At 63.4% G+C, this 20,028-nt stretch carries 15 protein-coding genes and 1 pseudogene; 7 read left to right on the forward strand and 9 right to left on the reverse strand.

Annotation, left to right across the window (positions count from 1 at the left end; all coding sequences use genetic code 11):
• Position 1: 1 nt before the first annotated feature.
• Both AB9K35_RS02925 and AB9K35_RS02930 read right to left on the reverse strand, forming a co-directional pair.
• Positions 2-928 carry a TRAP transporter small permease subunit gene (locus AB9K35_RS02925; protein ID WP_369924411.1) on the reverse strand — a complete coding sequence of 309 codons (927 nt, stop codon included), beginning with the start codon at positions 926-928 and terminating at the stop codon, positions 2-4.
• A gap of 132 nt (positions 929-1,060) precedes the next feature.
• Positions 1,061-2,143: a TRAP transporter substrate-binding protein gene (locus tag AB9K35_RS02930; RefSeq protein WP_222453627.1), complete on the reverse strand. Its 1,083-nt coding sequence runs from the start codon at positions 2,141-2,143 to the stop codon at positions 1,061-1,063.
• A 291-nt stretch (positions 2,144-2,434) separates the two neighbouring features.
• On the opposite strand from AB9K35_RS02930, the gene AB9K35_RS02935 reads away from it, so the two are divergent.
• Together AB9K35_RS02935 and AB9K35_RS02940 are read left to right on the forward strand one after the other, a co-directional pair.
• Positions 2,435-3,862: a cache domain-containing protein gene (locus AB9K35_RS02935; RefSeq protein WP_222453479.1), complete on the forward strand. Its 1,428-nt coding sequence runs from the start codon at positions 2,435-2,437 to the stop codon at positions 3,860-3,862.
• A 121-nt stretch (positions 3,863-3,983) separates the two neighbouring features.
• Entirely contained in the window at positions 3,984-4,628 is a 645-nt protein-coding gene (locus AB9K35_RS02940) for a response regulator transcription factor (RefSeq protein ID WP_222453480.1), read from the forward strand.
• A 42-nt stretch (positions 4,629-4,670) separates the two neighbouring features.
• Here AB9K35_RS02940 and AB9K35_RS02945 read toward each other — a convergent pair whose 3' ends face one another.
• Complete coding sequence (locus tag AB9K35_RS02945; protein WP_369924465.1) at positions 4,671-5,828, reverse strand: lytic murein transglycosylase; 1,158 nt, start codon at positions 5,826-5,828, stop codon at positions 4,671-4,673.
• A gap of 587 nt (positions 5,829-6,415) precedes the next feature.
• Here AB9K35_RS02945 and AB9K35_RS02950 point away from each other — a divergent pair.
• A complete protein-coding gene (locus AB9K35_RS02950) occupies positions 6,416-8,167 on the forward strand; it encodes an acetolactate synthase 3 large subunit (RefSeq protein WP_369924412.1) in 1,752 nt (583 codons plus the stop codon).
• Positions 8,168-8,253: 86 nt separating this feature from the next.
• Positions 8,254-8,814 carry an acetolactate synthase small subunit gene (ilvN, locus tag AB9K35_RS02955; RefSeq protein ID WP_369924413.1) on the forward strand — a complete coding sequence of 187 codons (561 nt, stop codon included), beginning with the start codon at positions 8,254-8,256 and terminating at the stop codon, positions 8,812-8,814.
• 234 nt (positions 8,815-9,048) lie between these two features.
• Here ilvN and AB9K35_RS02960 read toward each other — a convergent pair whose 3' ends face one another.
• Complete coding sequence (locus AB9K35_RS02960) at positions 9,049-9,465, reverse strand: hypothetical protein (protein ID WP_369924414.1); 417 nt, start codon at positions 9,463-9,465, stop codon at positions 9,049-9,051.
• A gap of 233 nt (positions 9,466-9,698) precedes the next feature.
• Between AB9K35_RS02960 and AB9K35_RS02965 the strand changes: the two genes are divergently transcribed.
• Complete coding sequence (locus AB9K35_RS02965) at positions 9,699-10,493, forward strand: helix-turn-helix domain-containing protein (protein WP_369924415.1); 795 nt, start codon at positions 9,699-9,701, stop codon at positions 10,491-10,493.
• Between the two features lie 2 nt (positions 10,494-10,495).
• On the opposite strand, the gene AB9K35_RS02970 is transcribed toward AB9K35_RS02965, so the two are convergent.
• The 5 genes from AB9K35_RS02970 to AB9K35_RS02990 all read right to left on the reverse strand — a co-directional run bounded on the left by AB9K35_RS02970 (position 10,496) and on the right by AB9K35_RS02990 (position 17,836).
• A complete protein-coding gene (locus AB9K35_RS02970) occupies positions 10,496-11,266 on the reverse strand; it encodes a DUF2189 domain-containing protein (RefSeq protein ID WP_369924416.1) in 771 nt (256 codons plus the stop codon).
• 201 nt (positions 11,267-11,467) lie between these two features.
• Positions 11,468-12,595: a peptide chain release factor 2 gene (gene prfB, locus AB9K35_RS02975; RefSeq protein ID WP_369924417.1), complete on the reverse strand. Its 1,128-nt coding sequence runs from the start codon at positions 12,593-12,595 to the stop codon at positions 11,468-11,470.
• A 101-nt stretch (positions 12,596-12,696) separates the two neighbouring features.
• Positions 12,697-15,198 carry a penicillin-binding protein 1A gene (locus AB9K35_RS02980; protein WP_222453488.1) on the reverse strand — a complete coding sequence of 834 codons (2,502 nt, stop codon included), beginning with the start codon at positions 15,196-15,198 and terminating at the stop codon, positions 12,697-12,699.
• A gap of 181 nt (positions 15,199-15,379) precedes the next feature.
• A complete protein-coding gene (locus AB9K35_RS02985) occupies positions 15,380-16,615 on the reverse strand; it encodes an N-acetylmuramoyl-L-alanine amidase (protein ID WP_369924419.1) in 1,236 nt (411 codons plus the stop codon).
• 75 nt (positions 16,616-16,690) lie between these two features.
• On the reverse strand, positions 16,691-17,836 hold the full coding sequence (locus AB9K35_RS02990; protein ID WP_369924421.1) for a pyridoxal phosphate-dependent aminotransferase: 1,146 nt from the start codon (positions 17,834-17,836) through the stop codon (positions 16,691-16,693).
• A gap of 22 nt (positions 17,837-17,858) precedes the next feature.
• Between AB9K35_RS02990 and AB9K35_RS02995 the strand changes: the two are divergent.
• Positions 17,859-19,200: pseudogene (locus AB9K35_RS02995) on the forward strand (M48 family metalloprotease).
• Entirely contained in the window at positions 19,197-19,961 is a 765-nt protein-coding gene (locus AB9K35_RS03000) for a DsbA family protein (RefSeq protein ID WP_222453492.1), read from the forward strand. The pseudogene AB9K35_RS02995 and the gene AB9K35_RS03000 overlap by 4 nt, the downstream one beginning before the upstream one ends.
• Positions 19,962-20,028: the final 67 nt, after the last annotated feature.

Consider the following 20,028-nt stretch of genomic DNA (forward strand, 5'->3'; position numbering starts at 1 on the left):
TTTAGTGCGTGCCTTCGTAGGCTTCTTCACCCTCTCCAAGGCTATCCTTGTCGAGGTATTTGTTTTCGCTGCCCTCCCCTTCGACGAACTCGAGGTACGAGCGGTAGAAGAAGGCGATGGCGTGCAGGAACACGAGACCTGCAAAGGCGATCAGGAGGATCTTGAACAGGAAGTAGGCGTTGAAGCCGTTGGGGCTGAAGCCGATGGTTTCCACGTTCCAGCGCAGGGCGCGGGATTTCATCACCAGGCGGTCCAGCGTGTCCGAGGCCGACGGCTTTGGCACGATCAGGTGACGCCACAGGAAGAACCAGCCGTACATCCATGTCAGCACCGCGGCCGGCATCATGAACAGCAGCGATCCCAGCATGTCGACCACCCGCTTGGCGCGGAAGCTGATGCCGGAATAGATCAGGTCCACCCGCACATGGCCGCCCTGCACGAAGGTGTAGGTGACGCACATGCAGACCACCAACGCATTGTACAGCTTCAGCTCTTCCGCGAACCAGCTGATGTCCTGGCTGAACGGGATGCCGAAACCGAAACTGATGTCGGGGCGCGCAAAGACGCGCTGCATGAAGACGATGATGATCTGTTGCAGAACCATCAAAAGGCCGGCCCACGCGAAGAACCGGCCGATCATGTTCGCCATGCCTTCCAGCCCGCGCACCATGCCCCACATGAAGCCACGGAAGTAGAGACCGATGGCGGTCAGGACCAGAAAGGCCGTGAAGACGACGAAAAAGAATTCGACCGACCCGCCGTAATAGACAAAGCGCATGATCGAGGCCTTGTCGGACCAGTCGAGCCAGAGCTGCGGATGGGTAACGGCGTAGCCGAAGTTGTAGAAGGCGCCGGCGATGTTCTGGACCAGCCAGAGCAGTCCGCCCGCTATGGCGCCGAAGAAGGTGAGACCACTCTCTTCCTGCATGTTTCCCCCGGGGGTCTTTGTTGCGGCGTGTCCGGCGCACGGCCCCAAGGCCGGCCTAAGCCCCGCGTCACGCAACTGTAAAGGGATCCCCCGCGCAGTGGCGGGGGATCCGGTTGATGCCTGTCAGGCGGATTAGCCGAGAACGCGGTCGCGCTGGACGCGATAGGCGCCTTCGGATTTGGTGATCCAGCCCGAGGACGCTTTCATCGAAGCTTCGACGCTGTTGCGGATCTTGGCGAACAGCTCGTCACCCATGAACTCGTCCAGGGTTTCCTTGGTCGCGGTGCCGAAGGCATCCCAGACGCTTTCCGGGAATTCCAGGGTCTTCACGCCACCGGACTGCAGACGCTGCAGCGCCGCACCGTTGTTGTTCATGAACTGGGCCAGGTTCCACTGGTGACCAGCGGCAGCTGCCATTTCGATGATCTTCTGGTGGGCCGGCGACAGGCTCTCGAAGACGTCACGGTTGGTGGCAACCGACAGGCCCGCACCCGGCTCGTGGAAGCCCGCGGTGTAGTAGACCTTGGTGATTTCCTGGAAACCGGCTTTTTCGTCCGCCCAGGGGCCGATCCACTCGGTGCCGTCGATCGCGCCGGAGGACAGCGCCTGATACACTTCGGAGCCCGGGATGTTCTGAACGGATGCGCCCAGTTTGCCCAGCGCCTTGCCACCCAGGCCCGGCATACGGAACTTCAGGCCGTTGAAATCTTCGGGGCCTTTGATTTCCTTGTTGAACCAGCCACCGGACTGCGGGCCGGTGTTGCCGCCGAGGAAGGATTTCAGACCGAAGATCTGGCCCAGCTCGTCGTGCAGCGCCATGCCTTCGCCGTGGTAGTACCAGTTGGTCAGTTCCTGCGGCGTCATGCCGAAGGGCACGGCGGTGAAATAGGCATAGCCCGGATGCTGACCGGTAAAGTAGTAATCCGCACCGTGGTACATGTCGGCCTGACCGGCGGTCACGGCGTCAAACACCTCGAAGGCACCGACGAGTTCGCCCGCGGCTTTCAGGTCCACGGTCAGGTTGCCGTCGGACATGGTGGTGATGGCATCAGCAACATACTGGGCCGAATCATGCACGCCCGCCAGGCCGCGCCCCCAGGTGGTGACCATGGTCAGGGTGCGTTTGCCCTGAGCGTAGGCCGGTGCAGCCAGCGTGCCGGCCGCGGCTGCGGTCCCGCCCAGTGCAGATGTTTTCAAGAAAGAACGGCGATCCATGTATTATTCCTCCCATAATTCTTGGATGCCCGGCAGTTGACTGCCCAGCGGATCGGTTCGAGTGCGGTCAGACTAGCGAGGCAGTCGCGGTTATGAATACCTAGTACTGCGTAGAGCGGCGCAATTTTCAGCATTTGCCCCTCCAGAGCGCTGATTTTCCGACCGGATCCAGCCCTCCCTGCCACAGCCTGTGCGTGTATTTTGCCGCGGGCCGGTGATTCTTCTGGGCGCTGGCGGGATGATTCGGTACAAGATTCTTACCAATCCACTGCCCCGGCTTGCCCCTTGCCCATGCGCCTTTTCGATACGCTGTTTCGCCCCACCTACGCCCAGAAACTGTCGCTTCTGATGACGCTGCCACTGATCGTGGCCGGGACCGCAATCGCGGTTCTGGTCGGGTATCAGTCACGTGCCTTGGCCGAGCGCGAGATCCAGGCGCTCGAGGTTCAGCTGATCGAGGCGAAGAAGGCGGAGTTGCGCAACTACGTGACCCAGGCCCGCAACGGGTTTGCCCATATCTATGGTCTCGCCGCGCCCGACGATGCCGAGGCCAAGGAACAGGTGGCCCAGATCCTCAGCGCGATGATCTACGGCAAGGACGGCTTCTTCTTTGTCTACGACTATGACGGCACCAACCTGGTCAGCCCGCGCCAGACCGAGTTCATCAACCGCAACTGGGCGGGGCTGACCGACAGCGCCGGTGTGCCGGTCGTGGACCGTTTCATCGAACTGGCCCGCAACGGGGCCGGCTGGCACAGCTTTACATGGCAAAAGCCCTCGACCGGAGAAGAGGCGCAGATGATCGCCTATGTGGTCGGCCTGCAGGACTGGCAATGGGCCGTCGGCACAGGTGTGTTCATCGACGATGTGCTGTCCTCGGTTGCGGCGACACGAGCCGAGGTCGAAGCCCGCGTGCAACGTACCTTCCTCTACATCGGGGCCATCACGCTCGTGTCGCTGGTCCTGGTCTTTGCCTCCGGCATGTTGCTCAACATTCGCGAACGCCGGCTGGCGGATGCCAAGCTGAAGGAGCTGACCCAACGGGTGTTCGACGCCCAGGAGGACGAGCGCGGCCGCGTTGCGCGCGAACTGCACGACGGCATCAGCCAGCTGCTGGTCGGGGTGCGCTATGCGCTGGACAATGCCCGCCGCCGCCTCGCGCGGGGCGACAGCGAAGGGGCCGCGGCGCCGCTGGAGAAGGGCACGGAACACCTGCTGACCGCGATCACCGAAGTGCGCAGGATCAGCCGTGACCTGCGACCCGGCGTTCTGGACGACCTGGGCCTGGGTCCGGCCCTGAAGGCGCTGACCGACGATTTCGCCGCCCGCACCGGCATCGAGACGGAGTTCTCGACCGTGGTGTTCCGCAACCGGCTGGACCAGGACGCCAAGATCGCGCTCTACCGCATCGCCCAGGAGGCGCTGACCAACATCGAGCGCCACGCAGGTGCCACCAAGGTCACCATAGATCTGCGCGGCCACACCAAGGGCGCCACCATGCGGATCACCGACAACGGCGTCGGCCTGCCGCCCCTCAGCGCCCGCTCCGGCCCGGGGATCGGACTGCGCAACATGCAGGAACGTATCGACCAACTTGACGGGACCTTGCGCATTCTGTCATCACGAGGCACCGAAAGTGGCACGGTGATCGAGGTCGGGCTGCCCCTCAGCCACCTTCTGCCACCGGGAGAAGACAGCAGCCCGGCGCAGTTACCATGAGCGCCGACAGGGGCGGCGCCGCGTGCGAAAGTCGGCGATGGCGAGGCGCGAAACCTAGGTCGGGTGGGCGACATCGGCAGCAGGCAGCCACGGGCTGCGATGGATGCGAATTGGGGATGACATGGCGACACCGGTAAAAGTACTGATCGTGGATGACCACCCGATGGTGGCCGAAGGCATTCAGTCGATCCTCGAAAGCTATGACGACATTCAGGTGGTCGGCTCCCTGACCGATGGCCGCGAGGCGGTCGAGCAGATGCGGCAGCTGGCCCCGGACGTGGTGCTGATGGATCTCAACATGCCCAAACTGGGCGGGCTCAGCGCCACCGAGATCATACTGGAACAACACCCGGGCACGCGCATTCTGATCCTGACCATGCACGACAGCCCCGAATACATCTCCTCCGCGCTCAGCCACGGTGCCATGGGCTACATCCTCAAAGATGTGCCGACGGATGAAATCAAGCAGGCCATCGATGCGGTGATGCAGGGGCAGACCTACCTCTGCACCGGGGCCGCCGGTTCGCTGAAACCCAAGGCAGGCGACACGCGCGAGGCGCTGACCGGACGCGAACAGACGATCCTGCTGGAACTGGCCCAGGGCAAGTCCAACAAGGATGTGGCGCAGACACTCGACATTTCTGTCAGGACGGTCGAAACCCACCGCAAGAATATCAAACGCAAGCTGGGCATCTCCTCTACCGCCGGGCTGACCCGCTACGCGCTGGAACACGGGGTCCTGCAAGGCACCGGCGCGGGGTTCTGACCACCCCGCCCCGACCGTCCCGAAGGCCTCAGCCAGACTGCATCAGCCGAGGCTGTTCAGCAGCGATGGCGACGGATCCCCGGTAACCGCCAGCCCCCGACTGGACTGGTAGGCGCTGATGGCAGCGCGACTTTTCGGCCCCAGCACCCCGTCGGCACCGCCGGTGTCGAAACCGCGTGCCGTCAGCCGCTTTTGCAACAGGATCCGGTCTTCCTTGGTCAGACCGTATCTGTCCGGCGGAAAGGACGCGCGCAAAGGCCCGCCACCTGCAATGCGGTCGGCAAGATGCCCCACGCCGATCGCGTAGGAATCGGAGTTGTTGTAGCGCTTGATGACGTCGAAATTGGACGTCACGGAGAACACCGGCCCGCCCGCCTGCGGTTGCAGCTTGCGACCGGCGGGCGTGCCGGGCGCACCGGCCTCCCCGCCCCATTTCAACCCGCGGGTCCAGCCATTGCGTTGCAAGTAGGCGGCGGTGGAGGCCAATGCATCCGTCGGGTCGTCCGACCAGATATCGCGCCGCCCGTCGCCGGTGAAATCGACCGCAAATGACTGGTAGGAGGTCGGAATGAACTGGGTATGCCCCATCGCGCCGGCCCAGCTGCCGGTCATGCGCGCGGCCGATATGTCCCCGTTTTGCAGGATCTTCAGCGCCGCGATCAGCTGTTTTTCGAAGAACGCGCCCCGACGCCCGTCATAGGCCAGCGTCGATGTCGCCGAGATCACCGGCACATTGCCGCGCCGCTCGCCGTAGAAGCTTTCCAGCCCCCAGATCGCGCAGATGATTTCCGCATCCACGCCATAGGTCTGCTCCAGCGTCTTCAAAGTGGTTCGATGCCGGGCATAGGCCGCCCTGCCCTTGGCGAGGCGCTCGTCAGAGACCGCGATGGCGAGGTAGTCCTCCAGGGTGCGCTTGAACTCGGTCTGGTTGCGGTCCCGCTTGACCACCCCCGGCAAGTAGCCCGCGCCGCGAAAAGCCGCGCGCAGCGTGGCACGGCTGATGCCTTTGGCCTCGGCCCGGCTGCGAAACGCGGCCACCCAGGCGTCATAGCCTGCATTGGGCGTGGGCCGCAGGTCCGCTGGCAGGCTGCTGCTGCCGCTGCTTCCGCTGGTGCCCCTCCCCGTAGGAACCGTGCCGCCGCAGGCGGTCAACCCCAGCGCCGCCACTCCAAAACCGAAACTCCGCCGTGAAATGCTCATGTCCAATGCCCGCTTGCTGCCAAGATCCATCATCCCCTTCTGCGTCACCTTGCCTGTGTGACCGGGGCTTTTGCCCGACAGGCTGCCAGAAAGCAGGTCCAGCGCCAAGGCCCGGTTTCCCGCCACGGCAGGTCACCGCCGGTTAAGCGGCGAGTGGCGCTGACAAAGGATCGGAATTGCCTCTGGCTCCGCCATGTCCGGGCATCCGCGCTACAGATCGTCTCACCTGACAGCCCCCGATCGGCAGTCGTATGGCGATACGTGCGGCCCGTGCGCAGCAAAACAGGGCAGAAGGCCACCTCGGTTTCGCAGAAATTTCCCCTGAACGCTCCAAGCCGCAAGAAAATGTCCCCATACAGGGCATTTTTGACAGGTTTGCAGGTTGACGCCCCCTGCCCCCCGCCATAATGTCGCCCGCAACGCAAAATGGAGCCCGTGGCCGAAATGACCACCCTAGTCGTAATTGTAGGAACCACGCGCATGGGCCGGTGACGGTTGACCATAATCGAACCCATGCGCCCCTGACCAAAAATCGGGGGCTTTTTTTATGCGAAACGCACGATGCCGCCAATTGGAGCAAAAAGCAGATGACACGTGAAATGACCGGCGCAAAGATGGTTGTCCAAGCCCTGAAAGACCAGGGTGTGGACGTAGTCTTCGGATATCCTGGCGGCGCCGTGCTGCCGATTTATGACGAGATCTTTCTGCAGAACGACATTCGTCACGTGCTGGTGCGCCACGAACAGGGCGCGGTTCATGCTGCCGAAGGCTATGCGCGCTCCACTGGCAAACCCGGTGTTGTCCTGGTGACGTCCGGCCCCGGCGCGACCAATGCCGTCACCGGCCTGACCGATGCGCTGCTCGACTCGATCCCGATCGTGGTTCTGACTGGCCAGGTGCCGACCTTCATGATTGGCTCCGACGCCTTTCAGGAGGCCGACACCGTCGGCATCACCCGCCCCTGCACCAAGCACAACTGGTTGGTCAAGGACACCGACAGCCTGGCCCCGACCCTGCATGAGGCCTTCCATGTCGCCACATCCGGCCGCCCCGGCCCGGTGCTGATCGACATTCCGAAGGACGTGCAGTTCGCCACCGGCGAATACGCAGGCCCCAAGCCCGCCGCCTCGCATTACCAGCCGCAGCTGAAGGGCGACATGGAGGCCATCACCGAGCTGGTCGCAGCCCTGGAAACCGCGGAACGTCCGGTGTTCTACACGGGCGGTGGCGTCATCAACTCCGGCCCCGCCGCCAGCCAGCTGCTGCGCGAACTGGTAGACGCGACCGGTATTCCCGTCACTTCGACGCTGATGGGGCTTGGCGCCTACCCTGCCTCCGGGCCGAACTGGCTGGGGATGCTGGGGATGCACGGGCTGTATGAAGCCAACATGGCGATGCATGACTGCGATCTGATGATCAACATCGGCGCGCGGTTCGACGACCGCATCACCGGCAAGATCGACGCCTTCAGCCCCAACTCGACCAAGGCCCATATCGACATCGACCCGTCGTCCATCAACAAGGTGATCCGGGTCGATATTCCGATCGTCGGTGACGTCGGCCATGTGCTCGAAGACATCCTGAAGGTCTGGAAGTCGCGCGGTCGCAAGGTCAACCGCGAGGCGCTGGAGAAATGGCAGAAGCAGATCAGCGAATGGCGCGCGGTGAAATGCCTGACCTACAAGCCCTCGGAAACCACCATCAAGCCGCAATACGCATTGCAGCGGCTGGAGGAGCTGACCAAGGGGCATGACCGCTATGTCACCACCGAGGTTGGCCAGCACCAGATGTGGGCGGCGCAGTTCCTCGGCTTCGAGGACCCGAACCGCTGGATGACCTCCGGTGGTCTGGGCACCATGGGCTATGGCTTCCCGGCGTCGATCGGTGTGCAGATGGCACACCCGGATGCACTGGTCATCAACGTCGCCGGTGAGGCGTCGTGGCTGATGAACATGCAGGAAATGGGCACCGCGGTGCAATTCCGCCTGCCGGTGAAACAGTTCATCCTGAACAACGAGCGCCTCGGCATGGTACGCCAGTGGCAGGAGCTGCTGCATGGTGAGCGCTACAGCCACAGCTGGTCGGAAGCGCTGCCCGATTTCGTCAAGCTCGCCGAAGCCTTCGGCGCCAAGGGTATCTGTGTCTCGGACCCCAAGGATCTGGACGATGCGATCATGGAGATGATCGAATATGACGGGCCGGTGATCTTTGACTGCCTGGTGGAAAAGCATGAGAACTGCTTCCCGATGATCCCGTCGGGCAAGGCGCATAACGAGATGCTGCTGGGCGAGGCTGACACCCAGGGTGTCATCCAGGCCGGCGGCGCCGTGCTGGTATAATCGCGGCGGCGCCGCAAGTTTCTTCAAAGAGATTTGCCGGGAGCACTCGGATGTCCCGGCAGCCACATATGAGAGGAAGACCCAGAATGTCTGCCCTACACATCAAAAAAGGCTCGACCCGCCACTCCGCCTACAACCTACGCCCGACGTTTTCCGACACGCAGGAACGTCACACCATCGCGGTGCTGGTGGAAAATGAACCCGGCGTGCTGGCGCGGGTGATCGGCCTGTTCTCCGGCCGCGGTTATAACATCGAAAGCCTCACCGTCGCCGAGGTGGACCACACCGGGCACCTGTCCCGCATCACCATCGTCACCACCGGCACGCCGCAGGTGATCGAGCAGATCAAGGCACAGCTTGGCCGCATCGTGTCCGTGCGTGACGTGCACGACCTGACCGTCGAAGGCGATGCCGTAGAGCGCGAGCTGGCGATTCTGAAAGTCGCGGGCGAAGGCGACAAGCGGGTCGAGGCGCTGCGGTTGGCGGATATCTTCCGCGCCAATGTGGTCGACAGCACACTCAATAGCTTCGTGTTCGAGATCACCGGCGCGCCGGACAAGATCGACGCATTCGCCGATCTGATGCGCCCCCTGGGCCTGAGTGAAATCGCCCGCACCGGCGTTGCTGCCCTGCTGCGCGGCAACTGAGACCGCGCTCACAACTGACAGTCGCGGCGCGTCAAAGTGATCGCGACTGCCGTCCGGGCACCGCCAGGTTTTCGGGAGCGCCCGCTTCGGGGGCGACACGTCGCCCTGCCGCTGATGCCCCAGTGACACCAGCCCGCGTCAAACTCTCGGTTTAGACTTTACCAGCGCCCCGGAACCCTGCCGGGGCGTACGTGCATTCATGCAAGCATCCGCCCATCGCCAAACCGGCCGATGTCAGCGACGCTTCAGCTTTACCACTGCGGCCTTGGCAGTGCTTTTGGAGCGTCGCGGAGAAGACTGAGGGAAGGGCACAACTTTTTCGCTTCCCTTGCTTTTGCGGCTAACACCAGCACAAGGGGCCGCTGTGGCCGCCCCGTCTGCGTGTTGCGTGCAGTCCTGCTCCGCGTGATCCTGGGCCTCGGTCAAGCGCGCTGCCAGGTCCGGGCTGCCCTTTTCCATCAATACGCGCAGATTCTTGGCAATTCGGAAATTGCCACCCAAGGTTAGCTCAAACTCAACCCAGTCGCCTGGGTTAAGGTCTTGAAAACCGGCACCGGTTTTGTCGGAATAAAAGGCGAGATCGCCCTGATCGTCACACCAGATTACGGCTTTGTTCAGGGTCTGCTCGCTCCACAGTACAACTCCAATCATACCAATCCTCACATTCCCGTATAATAATACTGGATCAATTGCGCTGACACCTACATGACAAAATCAAAGCTAACCTATTGCATTTTGTGTCAGCTAAATTAGCATCCTGACGTGAATTCGCGCCACTATTGGCGCAGATTCATTACAGCGCCACCTTATAGCTGCCTGAATTTGCTACGTCATGCGGGCAAGAGGCAAAAAATTGACCCAAACGTCGAGACCGGACAGGCATGATGACCCCGCAGGATCGCTCCCCCGCTGAGTTGAGAAACATGTTCGGCGCCAACCTGCGCCAGCTGGCGGACCAATATCCGTCGATCTCGGAGTTGTCGCGACAGCTGGGCATCAACCGAACCCAGTTCAACCGCTACCTGTCCGGCGAAAGCTTTCCCCGTCCCGATGTTCTGGACCGGATCTGCCGCTTCTTCGAGGTCGACGCCCGCATCCTGCTCACCCCTGTTGACCACATCTCGACGGGGGACAGGGTGGTGAACGGTCCGTTTCTCGGGGAGTTCCTCGGCCAGGGGGTGCAACAGCTGACGGAATCCTTCTTTCCCTCCGGGTTCTACCGTTTCAGCCGACGCAGCTTCATCGATGAAAACAAGTTCGTGATCGGCCTGACCTATGTGTTCCGCTCCGGCGGCGTCACCTACATCAAGGGGTTCGAAGCCAAGGAAGCCATGCGCAGCCAGGGCCTGTCCACCAGCCCCTCGGCACGCGAATTTCGCGGCTATGTCAGCACCCATGAGGACGGCGTCGCCTTTGTCATCGCGCGGCGCAAGGCAATGACCTATTCGTTCAACTACCTGGCCCGGGTCGCCTCTCTCGAGAACAATTTCTGGTCCGGCTACGTGGCCCGCACCGTGCGCGAAGGCAGCGGCGAACGGGTCACGCGCATGGTTTACGAACACCTGGGCCGCAACCGCACCGAGGTCCTGAAAACAGCGCGCAACGCCGGTCTTGTCACCGAAGAGGACCTGCTCCCCTTCCACCTGCGGCTGCTGACGCCGAGCCAGCCCTTCCGCTGAGCCTAGCCGCCGGAGATCTGCCGGTAGATGTGCCAGCTGGCGTGTCCCAGCAGCGGCAGCACCAGCAACAACCCCAGGAACCACGGCATCAGGGCCACGAAGGTCAGGCCCGCGATCAGGGCCGCCCACAGCAGCATCACCATCAGGTTGCCTTGCACATACTGGAAGCTGGTGATCATCGCAGTGACGAAATCCACTTCCCGGTCCAGCAACAACGGCAGCGAAATTACCGTGATCATGAACAGCAGCAGCGCAAACAGCGCACCCACGGTGCTGCCCACGGCCAGCATCACCACGCCGTTCAGCGTCAGGAAAACCTCGGCCGAGGACATGATGTTGGTCATCGTGGAATGCCCCAGGAACAGGGCAAAGATCATGTGGCCGATAAAGAACCAAAATAGAAAGACCACCACGATAATCGCGCAGATTGAGGGGAGTTGGCGGCGACTCTGCTGCAGCACTACGCCAAAGATCTCGGACGGTCGCACCGGCTGGCCCGTGGACAGGCGGTGCGACACCTCGTAAAGGCCAACCGCCGCGAAAGGACCGATGAGTGGAAAGCCGATGGCGGCCAGCACCAGCCAGAAAGTCGTGCCGGTCGCCTGCGTCACCCAGGCCATCGCCCAGCCTGCGAGCACGTAGAAACCTGCAAAGGTCAGGCCATAGACGGGACGGGCCTTGAAGTCTGCCCAGCCACAGCGCAGCGCCTCCAGCAACATTCCCACACTGGCCGCACGCAACTGCGGTACGCCAAACGGCTTTTGCGTCTCCATCCCTGCCCCCCTGCCCTGTCCCGTTTGCCTGCCTCTGCCCGGCCCATGGCCAAGGCGGCGCGGCCTCAGGGGCAGCCTAGCGCAGCTTTGGGCGGGAAAAAATGTTTTGCAGATGTATGTTAAGACAGCCGAAGACAGATGTGGAAAAGCCCCGGAGTGTCCTCCGGGGCCTGCCATGGCCGTCAAAATGCAAGCTGGTCGTCAGTCTTCCGACTGGGCGTCGGCGCGGCTCTTGCCAGAGACATTCAAGGCCAGCGTCGCTGCCATGAAACCGTCGAGGTCGCCGTCCAGCACCCCCTTGGTATCGGAGGTTTCGTAGTTGGTGCGCAGATCCTTGACCATCTGGTAGGGTTGCAACACGTAGGAGCGGATCTGGTTGCCCCAGCCTGCATCGCCCTTGGCCTCATGCGCGGCATTGATGTCGGCGTTGCGGCGGTCGAGTTCGAGCTGATAGAGGCGCGATTTCAGGGCCTTCATGGCGATATCGCGGTTCTGGTGCTGCGACTTTTCGGAGGAGGTCACCACGATGCCGGTCGGGATGTGGGTGATCCGCACTGCCGAGTCGGTTGTGTTCACGTGCTGGCCGCCCGCCCCCGAGGAGCGGTATGTGTCGATGCGAATGTCGGCCGGGTTCACCTCGATCTCGATGTTGTCGTCAACCACCGGGTAGACCCAGACCGAGCTGAACGAGGTGTGGCGCTTGGCCGCCGAGTCATAGGGCGAGATCCGCACGAGGCGATGCACGCCGCTCTCGGACTTCAGCCAGCCATAGGCGTTGTGGCCCGAGATTTTATAGGCGGCGGATTTGATGCCTGCCTCTTCCCCCGGGCTTTCGGACTGCAGCTCGACCTTGTAGCCCTTCTTCTCGGCCCAGCGGACGTACATGCGGGCGAGCATGGAGGCCCAGTCGCAGCTTTCGGTACCGCCCGCGCCTGCGTTGATTTCAAGGAAGGTGTCATTGGCGTCGGCTTCGCCGTCCAGCAGCGCTTCCAGTTCCTTCTCGGCGGCCGTGACCTTCAGCGCGGCCAGGGCGGCCTCCGCATCCTTGATCACGTCCTCGTCCTCTTCCATCTCGCCCAGTTCGATCAGCTCGATGTTGTCGGAGAGATCCTGCTTGATGCCCTTGTAGGTGTTGATCGCGTCAACCAGCGCCTGGCGCTCGCGCATCAGTTTCTGCGCCGCTTCCGGGTCGTCCCACAGGTTGGGGTCCTCGACCCGCGCGTTGAACTCCTCCAGCCGGTATTCGGCGGTTTCCCAGTTCAGCCGCTGGGCCAGCAGCTCCAGCGATTTCTCGATGTCCGCCACGATGTTCTGGGTTTCCGCGCGCATGGGGTGTCCTTGCAATCTTGGGCAATGTCAGGTCAGGCCTGCGTGATAGACCACACTTGCGCCGCGGGCAAGCCAGCAGCGGCGCAAGCCAGCGATAGCGGTCAGTACAGGCCGCCGGAGCTGATGGTACCAAAGGTTGCCTTGGGCCCAAGCACAGCCGTCCCGCCACTGGAGGTGGTCACCTTGCGACCGGACTGCTGAACCTCCTCCACCAGTGGCAGGTTGGAGCCCATGGCAAAGCCGCCGTCATAAGTCAGGCCAAAGATCGGCTCTTCGCCGTCACGGAAGTATTCTGCCACCACGTAGGGGCCGGACGCGTCATTGGGCAGCCGCGCACCGGTGTAGCGGTCGATCTTGATGAAATGGCCACCTTCGGGCACCTCGAACGGGCCGCCGCCGTATTTCTCGACGGCCTTTTCCATGAACTGCTGGAACACCGGCCCGCACATGGTGCCGCCATAAGCGCCGCGGCCCATCGGGCGCGGCTGGTCAAAGCCCATGTAGCAGCCCGCAACGATGTTGGAGGTGAAGCCAACAAACCAGACGTCGCGGGAGTCATTGGTGGTACCGGTCTTGCCAGCGGTGGGCACCGGCAGGTTGATGACGCTTGATGCGGTGCCGCGGTCGACCACGCCCTTCATCATCGAGGTGAGCTGATAGGCGGTGATCGGATCCATCACCTGCTCACGATCCGCGATGATGCGAGGCTTCTGGCCAGCAGGCAATTCCGGATCGGCGCAATCAACGCAGTCACGGTCGTCGTGGCGGTAGATGGTCCGGCCGAAACGGTCCTGCACCCGGTCCACCAGCGTCGGCTGCACCCGCTCGCCGCCATTCGCGAACATCGCGTAGGCCGCCACCATCTTGTACAGCGTGGTTTCCTCGGCACCGAGCGAGTTCGCGAGGAAAGCGCCCATGTTGTCATAGACCCCAAAGCGCTCGGCGTAGCCCGCCACAACCGGCATGCCCACCTCCTGCGCCAGACGGATCGTCATCAGGTTCCGGCTCATCTCGATGCCGGTACGCAAGGGCGTGGGCCCGTAGAACTTGTTCGAGGAGTTCTTGGGCCGCCACAGACCCTGCGGCGTGTTGATCTCGATCGGGGCGTCAACGACGATGGTGGCCGGGCTGTAGCCACTGTCCAGCGCCGCGGCATAAACGAAGGGTTTGAAGCTGGAGCCCGGCTGGCGCATCGCCTGAGTGGCGCGGTTGAACACCGAATGCTGGTAGGAGAAGCCACCCTGCATCGCCAGAACGCGGCCCGAATCGACGTCCATCGCCACGAAGCCGCCCTGCACTTCCGGCACCTGCCGCAGCGACCAGTGGCTGAATTCGCCGTCTTTCTTTTCCGCCCGCACCAGCACCACGTCACCGCGGCTGATGTTATCCTTGAAGCTGCCCTTCATCCACTTGATGTCCGCACGCGGCACGGATCCGGTGCCCTCGTGCCCCTCGACACCAACGGTCAGAGCCTGGTCGCCAACCTCGAGCGCCACGGCCGGGTACCATTTGCCCCCCAGGTCAATGTCGCGCGGCACATCGGCCTCGGCCAGGGCAGCGCGCCAGGAGGCCTCGTCCACCAGCTGGGATTCCTCCAGCTCGACCCCTGTGCCGCGCCAGATGCCGCGCGAGCGGTCGTACTTCTGCAATCCGGTGCGCAGCGCTAGGGCAGCTTCCGCCTGCATTTCATGGTCGATGGTGGCGCGCACGGTAAAGCCGCCGGTGAAGAATTCACCCTCGCCGAAATCCTGTGTCAGCTGGCGGCGAATCTCGTCGGTGAAATAGTCGCGCGGCGGCAAGGTGGTGCGGAAGCTTTCGAAATCGCCGTTCTGCACCGAGCGCAGGGGCTGCGCCACTTCCACCTTGTAGACATCATCCGAGATATAGCCGTTCTCGCGCATTTCCCGCAGCACGTAATTGCGCCGCGCCAGCAGCCGCTCCTTTTCACGCACCGGATGGTAGTCCGACGGCGCCTTGGGCATCGCCGCCAGGGTCGCGGCCTCATGCGGAGCCAGCTCGCCAAGGGTCTTGTTGAAATAGGTCTGCGCCGCAGCCGTCACCCCGTAGGAGTTCTGGCCAAGGAAAATCTCGTTCAGGTACAGCTCGAGGATGCGTTCCTTGTCCAGGGTCTCTTCCAGCCGCGTGGCGAGGATGATTTCCTTGATCTTGCGCTCGGCCCGGCGATCACCCGACAAGAGGAAGTTCTTCATCACCTGCTGGGTGATCGTCGAGGCGCCGCGCACGTTCTTGCCGCGCGACTGGATCGCCTCGATTGCCGCGGCCGCAATACCACGGGCGTCATAGCCGGCGTGGCTGTAGAAATTCTTGTCTTCCGCAGAGATGAATGCCTGCTTCACCAGGTCCGGGATTTCCGACGACGGCGTATACAGGCGACGTTCCTTGGCGAATTCGTCGATCAGGTGGCCCTCGCCGGAATAGATCCGGCTGATCGTCGGCGGCTGGTACTGGGCCAGCGATTCATGGCTGGGCAGATCACGGCCATAGGTCCAGAACACCGCTCCGATGGTCAGCGCCACCATCGCCACCCCAAGGGTGATGGTGCTGAAAATGGAACCAAAGAAGGAGAGTATGAACCTGAGCACGGAGTTGGGCCTTTCTCGCGAGATGACGCCTATATAGGCACGCTGCCGCGCGGGGTCAAAAGCTCAAAGCGCGGATCGCCACGTAAAACGGCGGGAAAAAACCACTGGTTTTCACCGCGGAAGCCGCCCCGCGCCTTGCCGCTGGTCAATTCCGGCACGATTACGCCGATCGGCGCAAGTCTTACTGCCGCACCAGGGCCCGGCGCGCGTCATCTTCGGCCCGCCACGTGATCAGCCCGTTCAGGATACCGCGCACCGCCTTGGCGCGCCAATCCGGGTCGATCAGGTTCTTCAGATCCCGTTTGCTGGACAGAAAACCGATCTCCACCAGCACCGAGGGAATATCCGCAGATTTCAGCACCGAGAACCCGGCCTTGCGCAGCGGCCGGTTGTTGATCGGGCGTCCCTGCGCCCGCAGCCCGTCGATCAGCGCCGCCGCCAGCGCGTCACTGCGCGGTTGCGTCTCCAGCCGCGCGAGGTCCAGCATCACCCCGGTCACCTCGTCATCCGCTTCGCTGAGGTCGGTGCCGGAGAGCAGATCGCCACGCAGATGCCGTTCCGCCAGCTTGGCCGAAGCCGCATCCGAAGCCTCCCGCGACAGGGTATAGACGGTAGAGCCATGGGCGCGACCCTCGGAAATCGAATCCGCGTGCAACGAGATGAAGACGTCGGCCCCCGCCTGATGCGCCATGGCGATGCGCCGCTCGAGCGAGACGAAATAATCGTCGTCCCGTGTCAGGGCCACGGTGAACTGGCCAGAGCGCAGCAGCGCCTCGCCCAGCTCGCGGGCGAACTGCAGCATCAGCTGTTTTTCGCTGATGCCGCCTTCCGCCTCGGCGCCCGGATCGATGCCACCATGGCCGGGGTCCAGCATCACCAGCATCGGCGCATGTTCATCCCGTGGCGCACGCCCCTGCATGACCTGAGGCTGCGGCAGGTCCCAACGCGGATCGTCGGGCGCGCCCGCACGGGCCGCAAACGCCTCCGCGCTGGTCGGCTCCAATGTCAGCTCAAGCCGGGCCGCGGCGGTGACCGGATCAATCTCCATCGCGGCGACGGCAACCTGCATCGGGACCGCCAGCTCCAGAACCAGCCGTGACCAGCCCGGCACATAGGTGCCGAACTGGGCCGCCTTGACCTGCTCGCCCTCCAGCAATCGCGCGACCGTCAGCCCGGTCCAGTCGACTTCCTGAAAATCCAGAACCAGCCGCGGCGGCCCGTCCAGAGTGAACAGCCGGTAAGGCACCCCCTGGCTGAGCCCCAGCGACACCTCGACCCCCTGCCCGGCATCGCGCACCCGGCTGGTTTCGGCATCGATACGTGCAAGGCCGCTGAAGCCCTGACCGCCCGCCGACTGGGCCCAAGCGGCCCCTGTCAGCAGCCAGATCAGCGTGATGATGGAAAACAGCCTGCCCATGCCCCGGCCCCCGTTTCTTGGTTTTGCGCGCAAGGTAGGCAATTCGACCGGAATTTGAAATCCGCCTTTTCGCCTTTAGCCGCGCTGCGCCATGAAGGCCCTAAGCCGCGCCAGCCCCTCCTCGATATCCGCGGTTGACCGCGCATAGGAGAACCGCAGCGTCGTGGCTCCGCGCACCGGGTCGAAATCCAGTCCCGGAGTGACGGCAACGCCAGCCTTTTCAAGGATTTCCGCGGCAAAGCTGCGGCTGTCCGACGTCAGGTCCGAGACATCCGCATAGACATAGAACGCCCCGTCCGGCGGCGCGATATTGGTGAAACCGGCCTTGGGCAGCCCCTCCAGCATCAACTCGCGGTTCCTTGCGTAAACGGCAAGGTTCCCGCGCAGCTCCTCCTCGCAGTCCATCGCCGCCAGAGCCGCCACCTGGCTGGCATGCGGTGCGCAGATGAACATGTTCTGGGCGATGCGTTCGACCACCCGAACGTGATCCTCCGGCACGACCATCCAGCCGACCCGCCAGCCGGTCATGGAAAAGAACTTGGAAAAAGAATTGATCACATAGGTCTCGTCGGTGATCTCCAGCGCGGTGACGGCTTTGGCCTCGTATTCCAGCCCATGATAGATCTCGTCCGAGATGAAGCTGGCGCCTGCGTCCTGGGTGGCTTCGATCAGTTCGCGCATCGCGGCGTGGTCCAGCATGGTGCCGGTCGGGTTGGCGGGCGAAGCCACCATCAGCCCGGCCAGATCCTGCCCCTTGAGATCCGCTGCCACCGGCTGCAGCCGGTTTTCCGGCGCGGTCTGGATGTCCACCGGCGTCAGCCCCAGGGCCTTCAGGATCTGCCGGTAAGAGGGATAGCCCGGCGCGCCGATGCCGACCCGGTCGCCGCTGTCGAACAGCGCCGTAAAGGCCAGCAGAAATGCGCCGGAAGAGCCCGGCGTGATGATCACCCGCTCCGGGTTCAGATCAACGTTGTACCACTCGCCGTAAAGCCGCGCGATGCGGCGGCGCAGCTCCGGCAGTCCCAGTGCCACGGTGTAGCCGAGGGCGTTGGTTTCCAGCGCAGCACCCAGCGCCTTCAGCGCACCCGAGGGCGCGCCGGTGGCGGGTTGACCGACCTCCATGTGAATGATGTGGCGGCCGGCCTCCTCGGCCTTGCGGGCGGCCTCCATTACATCCATCACAATAAAAGGATCGACGTCGGAGCGGCTTGAGTTTCGCATTCTGATCTCCCATGGTGCGCGCATGAGTTTTGACCGTTTCTTCCGGCTGGCGTCAATCCCGGCCATGGTGCTGTGTGCGCTGGTGCATTTCGCCACGGCGGTGCAAGCGGCGTCGATTTCCCTGCTGCGCGATCCGGACATCGAACACGGTCTGACCCGGCTGGCGGCACCGGTGCTGAACGCCGCCGGGCTGAACGCCAAACGGGTTCGGATCCTGCTGGTGAACGATTCGTCCTTCAATGCCTTCGTGGTGGATTCGCGCACCATCTTCATTCACTACGGCCTGGTCCTGAAAGCGACCACGCCGGAAATGCTGCAGGCCGTAATCGCGCATGAAGCCGCCCATATCACCAATGGCCACATCGCCCGCCGGATGCAGAACCTGCGCTCGGCCAACAACGCCGCCGGGCTGGGCATGGCGCTGGCAGTGCTGGCCGCGGCCGCCGGTGCCGGAGAGGCGGCCGGCGGCATCGCCGTCGGCAGCCAGAGCACGGCACTGCGCGGCTTCCTGGCCCACACCCGGGCCGAGGAAAGCTCCGCCGACCGCGCCGCCGCCGACTATCTGAACCGCGCCGGTATCAGCCCCCAGGGTCTGGTGGATCTGCATCAGGTCTTTGCCGGACAAGAAGTGTTGAGCGCGGCCAACCAGGATCCTTACATGCGGTCGCACCCGCTCAGCCGCGACCGGTTGCGGGCGGCACGGGCCTATGTCGCCGCGCATGGCGACAAGGGGCAGACCAACGCCGAGGCGCAATACTGGTTTGCCCGTCTGCAGGGCAAGCTCTCCGCCTTCACCCGCTCCCCGAAATGGACTTTGCGCCGCGCGCGCAGCGAACCCTACAAGGACGTGCGCCTGATGCGCGAGGCCGCCGCCCACCACCGGCGCAATGACATGTCCAAAGCGCTGAAGGCGATCAACGGAGCACTTGCACAGCGCCCCGGTGATGCCTTCTATCACGAGCTGAAGGGCCAGATCCTGATGGAAAACCGCCAGTGGTCCGCCGCCCTGTCGGCCTATGGCCGCGCCGCGAGAGCCGCTGATCCTGGCCGGACAGGGGCGCGCGCTGCTCGCTGCGGGCCAGCCCAAGGCGGCGCTGGCAGTGCTGGAAAAAGCCCGCCACCAGGATTTTCGCAACCAGGTAATGCTGCGCGACATGTCTCTCGCCTATGCCAAGACCGGCCAGCGCGGCATGGCAGCCCTCGTCACCGCCGAACGCTATGCCCTGCAAGGGCGGCTGGAGGACGCCGGTATCCACGCCAAACGCGCGATGGCGCAGCTGCCCGCAGGCTCGCCCGCGGCCCGGCGGGCGCAGGATGTGCTGGTGGCCTACGAACAAGATCAAAAAAGGAAGAAACGGAAATGAAACCCCTGACCCGTGCCGCCGCCATGGCTGCCACCGCCCTGAGCCTGCTGGGCGCCCCCGCGCAGGCCTTTGACCTGACGGCGATGAGCGATGCCGAACGCGAAGCCTTTGGCGCCGAAGTGCGCGCCTACCTGCTGGAGAACCCCGAGCTGATCCTCGAGGCGGTGGACCTGCTGGAACAGCGCCAGCAGGAAGCCGAAGCCGCACGCGATGACGCCCTCGTGGCCGAGAATATGGAAGAGCTGATCAACGACGGCTACTCCTGGGTCGGCGGCAACCCCGATGGCGACATCACGCTGGTCGAGTTCATGGACTACCGTTGCGGCTACTGCCGCCGGGCCGCACCCGAGGTCGCCGAGCTGCTGGAAAACGATGGCAACATCCGCCTGATCATCAAGGAGTTCCCGATTCTCGGCGAGGCCTCGGTGATGGCGTCACGCTTCGCTGTGGCGACCAAGCTGGAGGCCGGCGACGACGCCTACAAGCAGGTTCATGACGCGCTGATCGCCTTCACCGGCGAGCCGAACGAGGTGGCACTGCGCCGTCTCGCCGAAGGGCTATCGCTGGACGCAGATGCGATCCTGGCGCGGATGGACAGCGACGAGGTGACCGCCCAGTTGCGCCAGACCCGCGCCCTGGCGCAGAACTTGGCGATCTCCGGCACGCCGACCTTTGTGCTCGGCACCGAAATGTTGCGCGGCTTTCTGCCCGCGGAGCAGATGGAGATCATGGTGGCCGAAATCCGCGAACAGCAGAGCTGATCCGACAGCACGGGACCGGGGCTTTGCCCCGGACCCCAGAGTATTTGCAGAAAGATGAAAACGACCG

Origin of the sequence: Leisingera sp. XS_AS12, from assembly GCF_041224635.1 — a bacterium.
In the GTDB taxonomy this organism is placed as follows: Bacteria; Pseudomonadota; Alphaproteobacteria; order Rhodobacterales; family Rhodobacteraceae; genus Leisingera.

Bases quoted from the DNA above. Each gene is read 5' to 3' on its own strand.
- AB9K35_RS02925 (WP_369924411.1), bottom strand. From the start codon at position 928: ATGCAGGAAGAGAGTGGTCTCACCTTCTTCGGCGCCATAGCGGGCGGA.
- AB9K35_RS02930 (WP_222453627.1), bottom strand. From the start codon at position 2,143: ATGGATCGCCGTTCTTTCTTGAAAACATCTGCACTGGGCGGGACCGCA.
- AB9K35_RS02935 (WP_222453479.1), top strand. From the start codon at position 2,435: ATGCGCCTTTTCGATACGCTGTTTCGCCCCACCTACGCCCAGAAACTG.
- AB9K35_RS02940 (WP_222453480.1), top strand. From the start codon at position 3,984: ATGGCGACACCGGTAAAAGTACTGATCGTGGATGACCACCCGATGGTG.
- AB9K35_RS02945 (WP_369924465.1), bottom strand. From the start codon at position 5,828: ATGAGCATTTCACGGCGGAGTTTCGGTTTTGGAGTGGCGGCGCTGGGG.
- AB9K35_RS02950 (WP_369924412.1), top strand. From the start codon at position 6,416: ATGACACGTGAAATGACCGGCGCAAAGATGGTTGTCCAAGCCCTGAAA.
- ilvN (WP_369924413.1), top strand. From the start codon at position 8,254: ATGTCTGCCCTACACATCAAAAAAGGCTCGACCCGCCACTCCGCCTAC.
- AB9K35_RS02960 (WP_369924414.1), bottom strand. From the start codon at position 9,465: ATGATTGGAGTTGTACTGTGGAGCGAGCAGACCCTGAACAAAGCCGTA.
- AB9K35_RS02965 (WP_369924415.1), top strand. From the start codon at position 9,699: ATGACCCCGCAGGATCGCTCCCCCGCTGAGTTGAGAAACATGTTCGGC.
- AB9K35_RS02970 (WP_369924416.1), bottom strand. From the start codon at position 11,266: ATGGAGACGCAAAAGCCGTTTGGCGTACCGCAGTTGCGTGCGGCCAGT.
- prfB (WP_369924417.1), bottom strand. From the start codon at position 12,595: ATGCGCGCGGAAACCCAGAACATCGTGGCGGACATCGAGAAATCGCTG.
- AB9K35_RS02985 (WP_369924419.1), bottom strand. From the start codon at position 16,615: ATGGGCAGGCTGTTTTCCATCATCACGCTGATCTGGCTGCTGACAGGG.
- AB9K35_RS02990 (WP_369924421.1), bottom strand. From the start codon at position 17,836: ATGCGAAACTCAAGCCGCTCCGACGTCGATCCTTTTATTGTGATGGAT.
- AB9K35_RS03000 (WP_222453492.1), top strand. From the start codon at position 19,197: ATGAAACCCCTGACCCGTGCCGCCGCCATGGCTGCCACCGCCCTGAGC.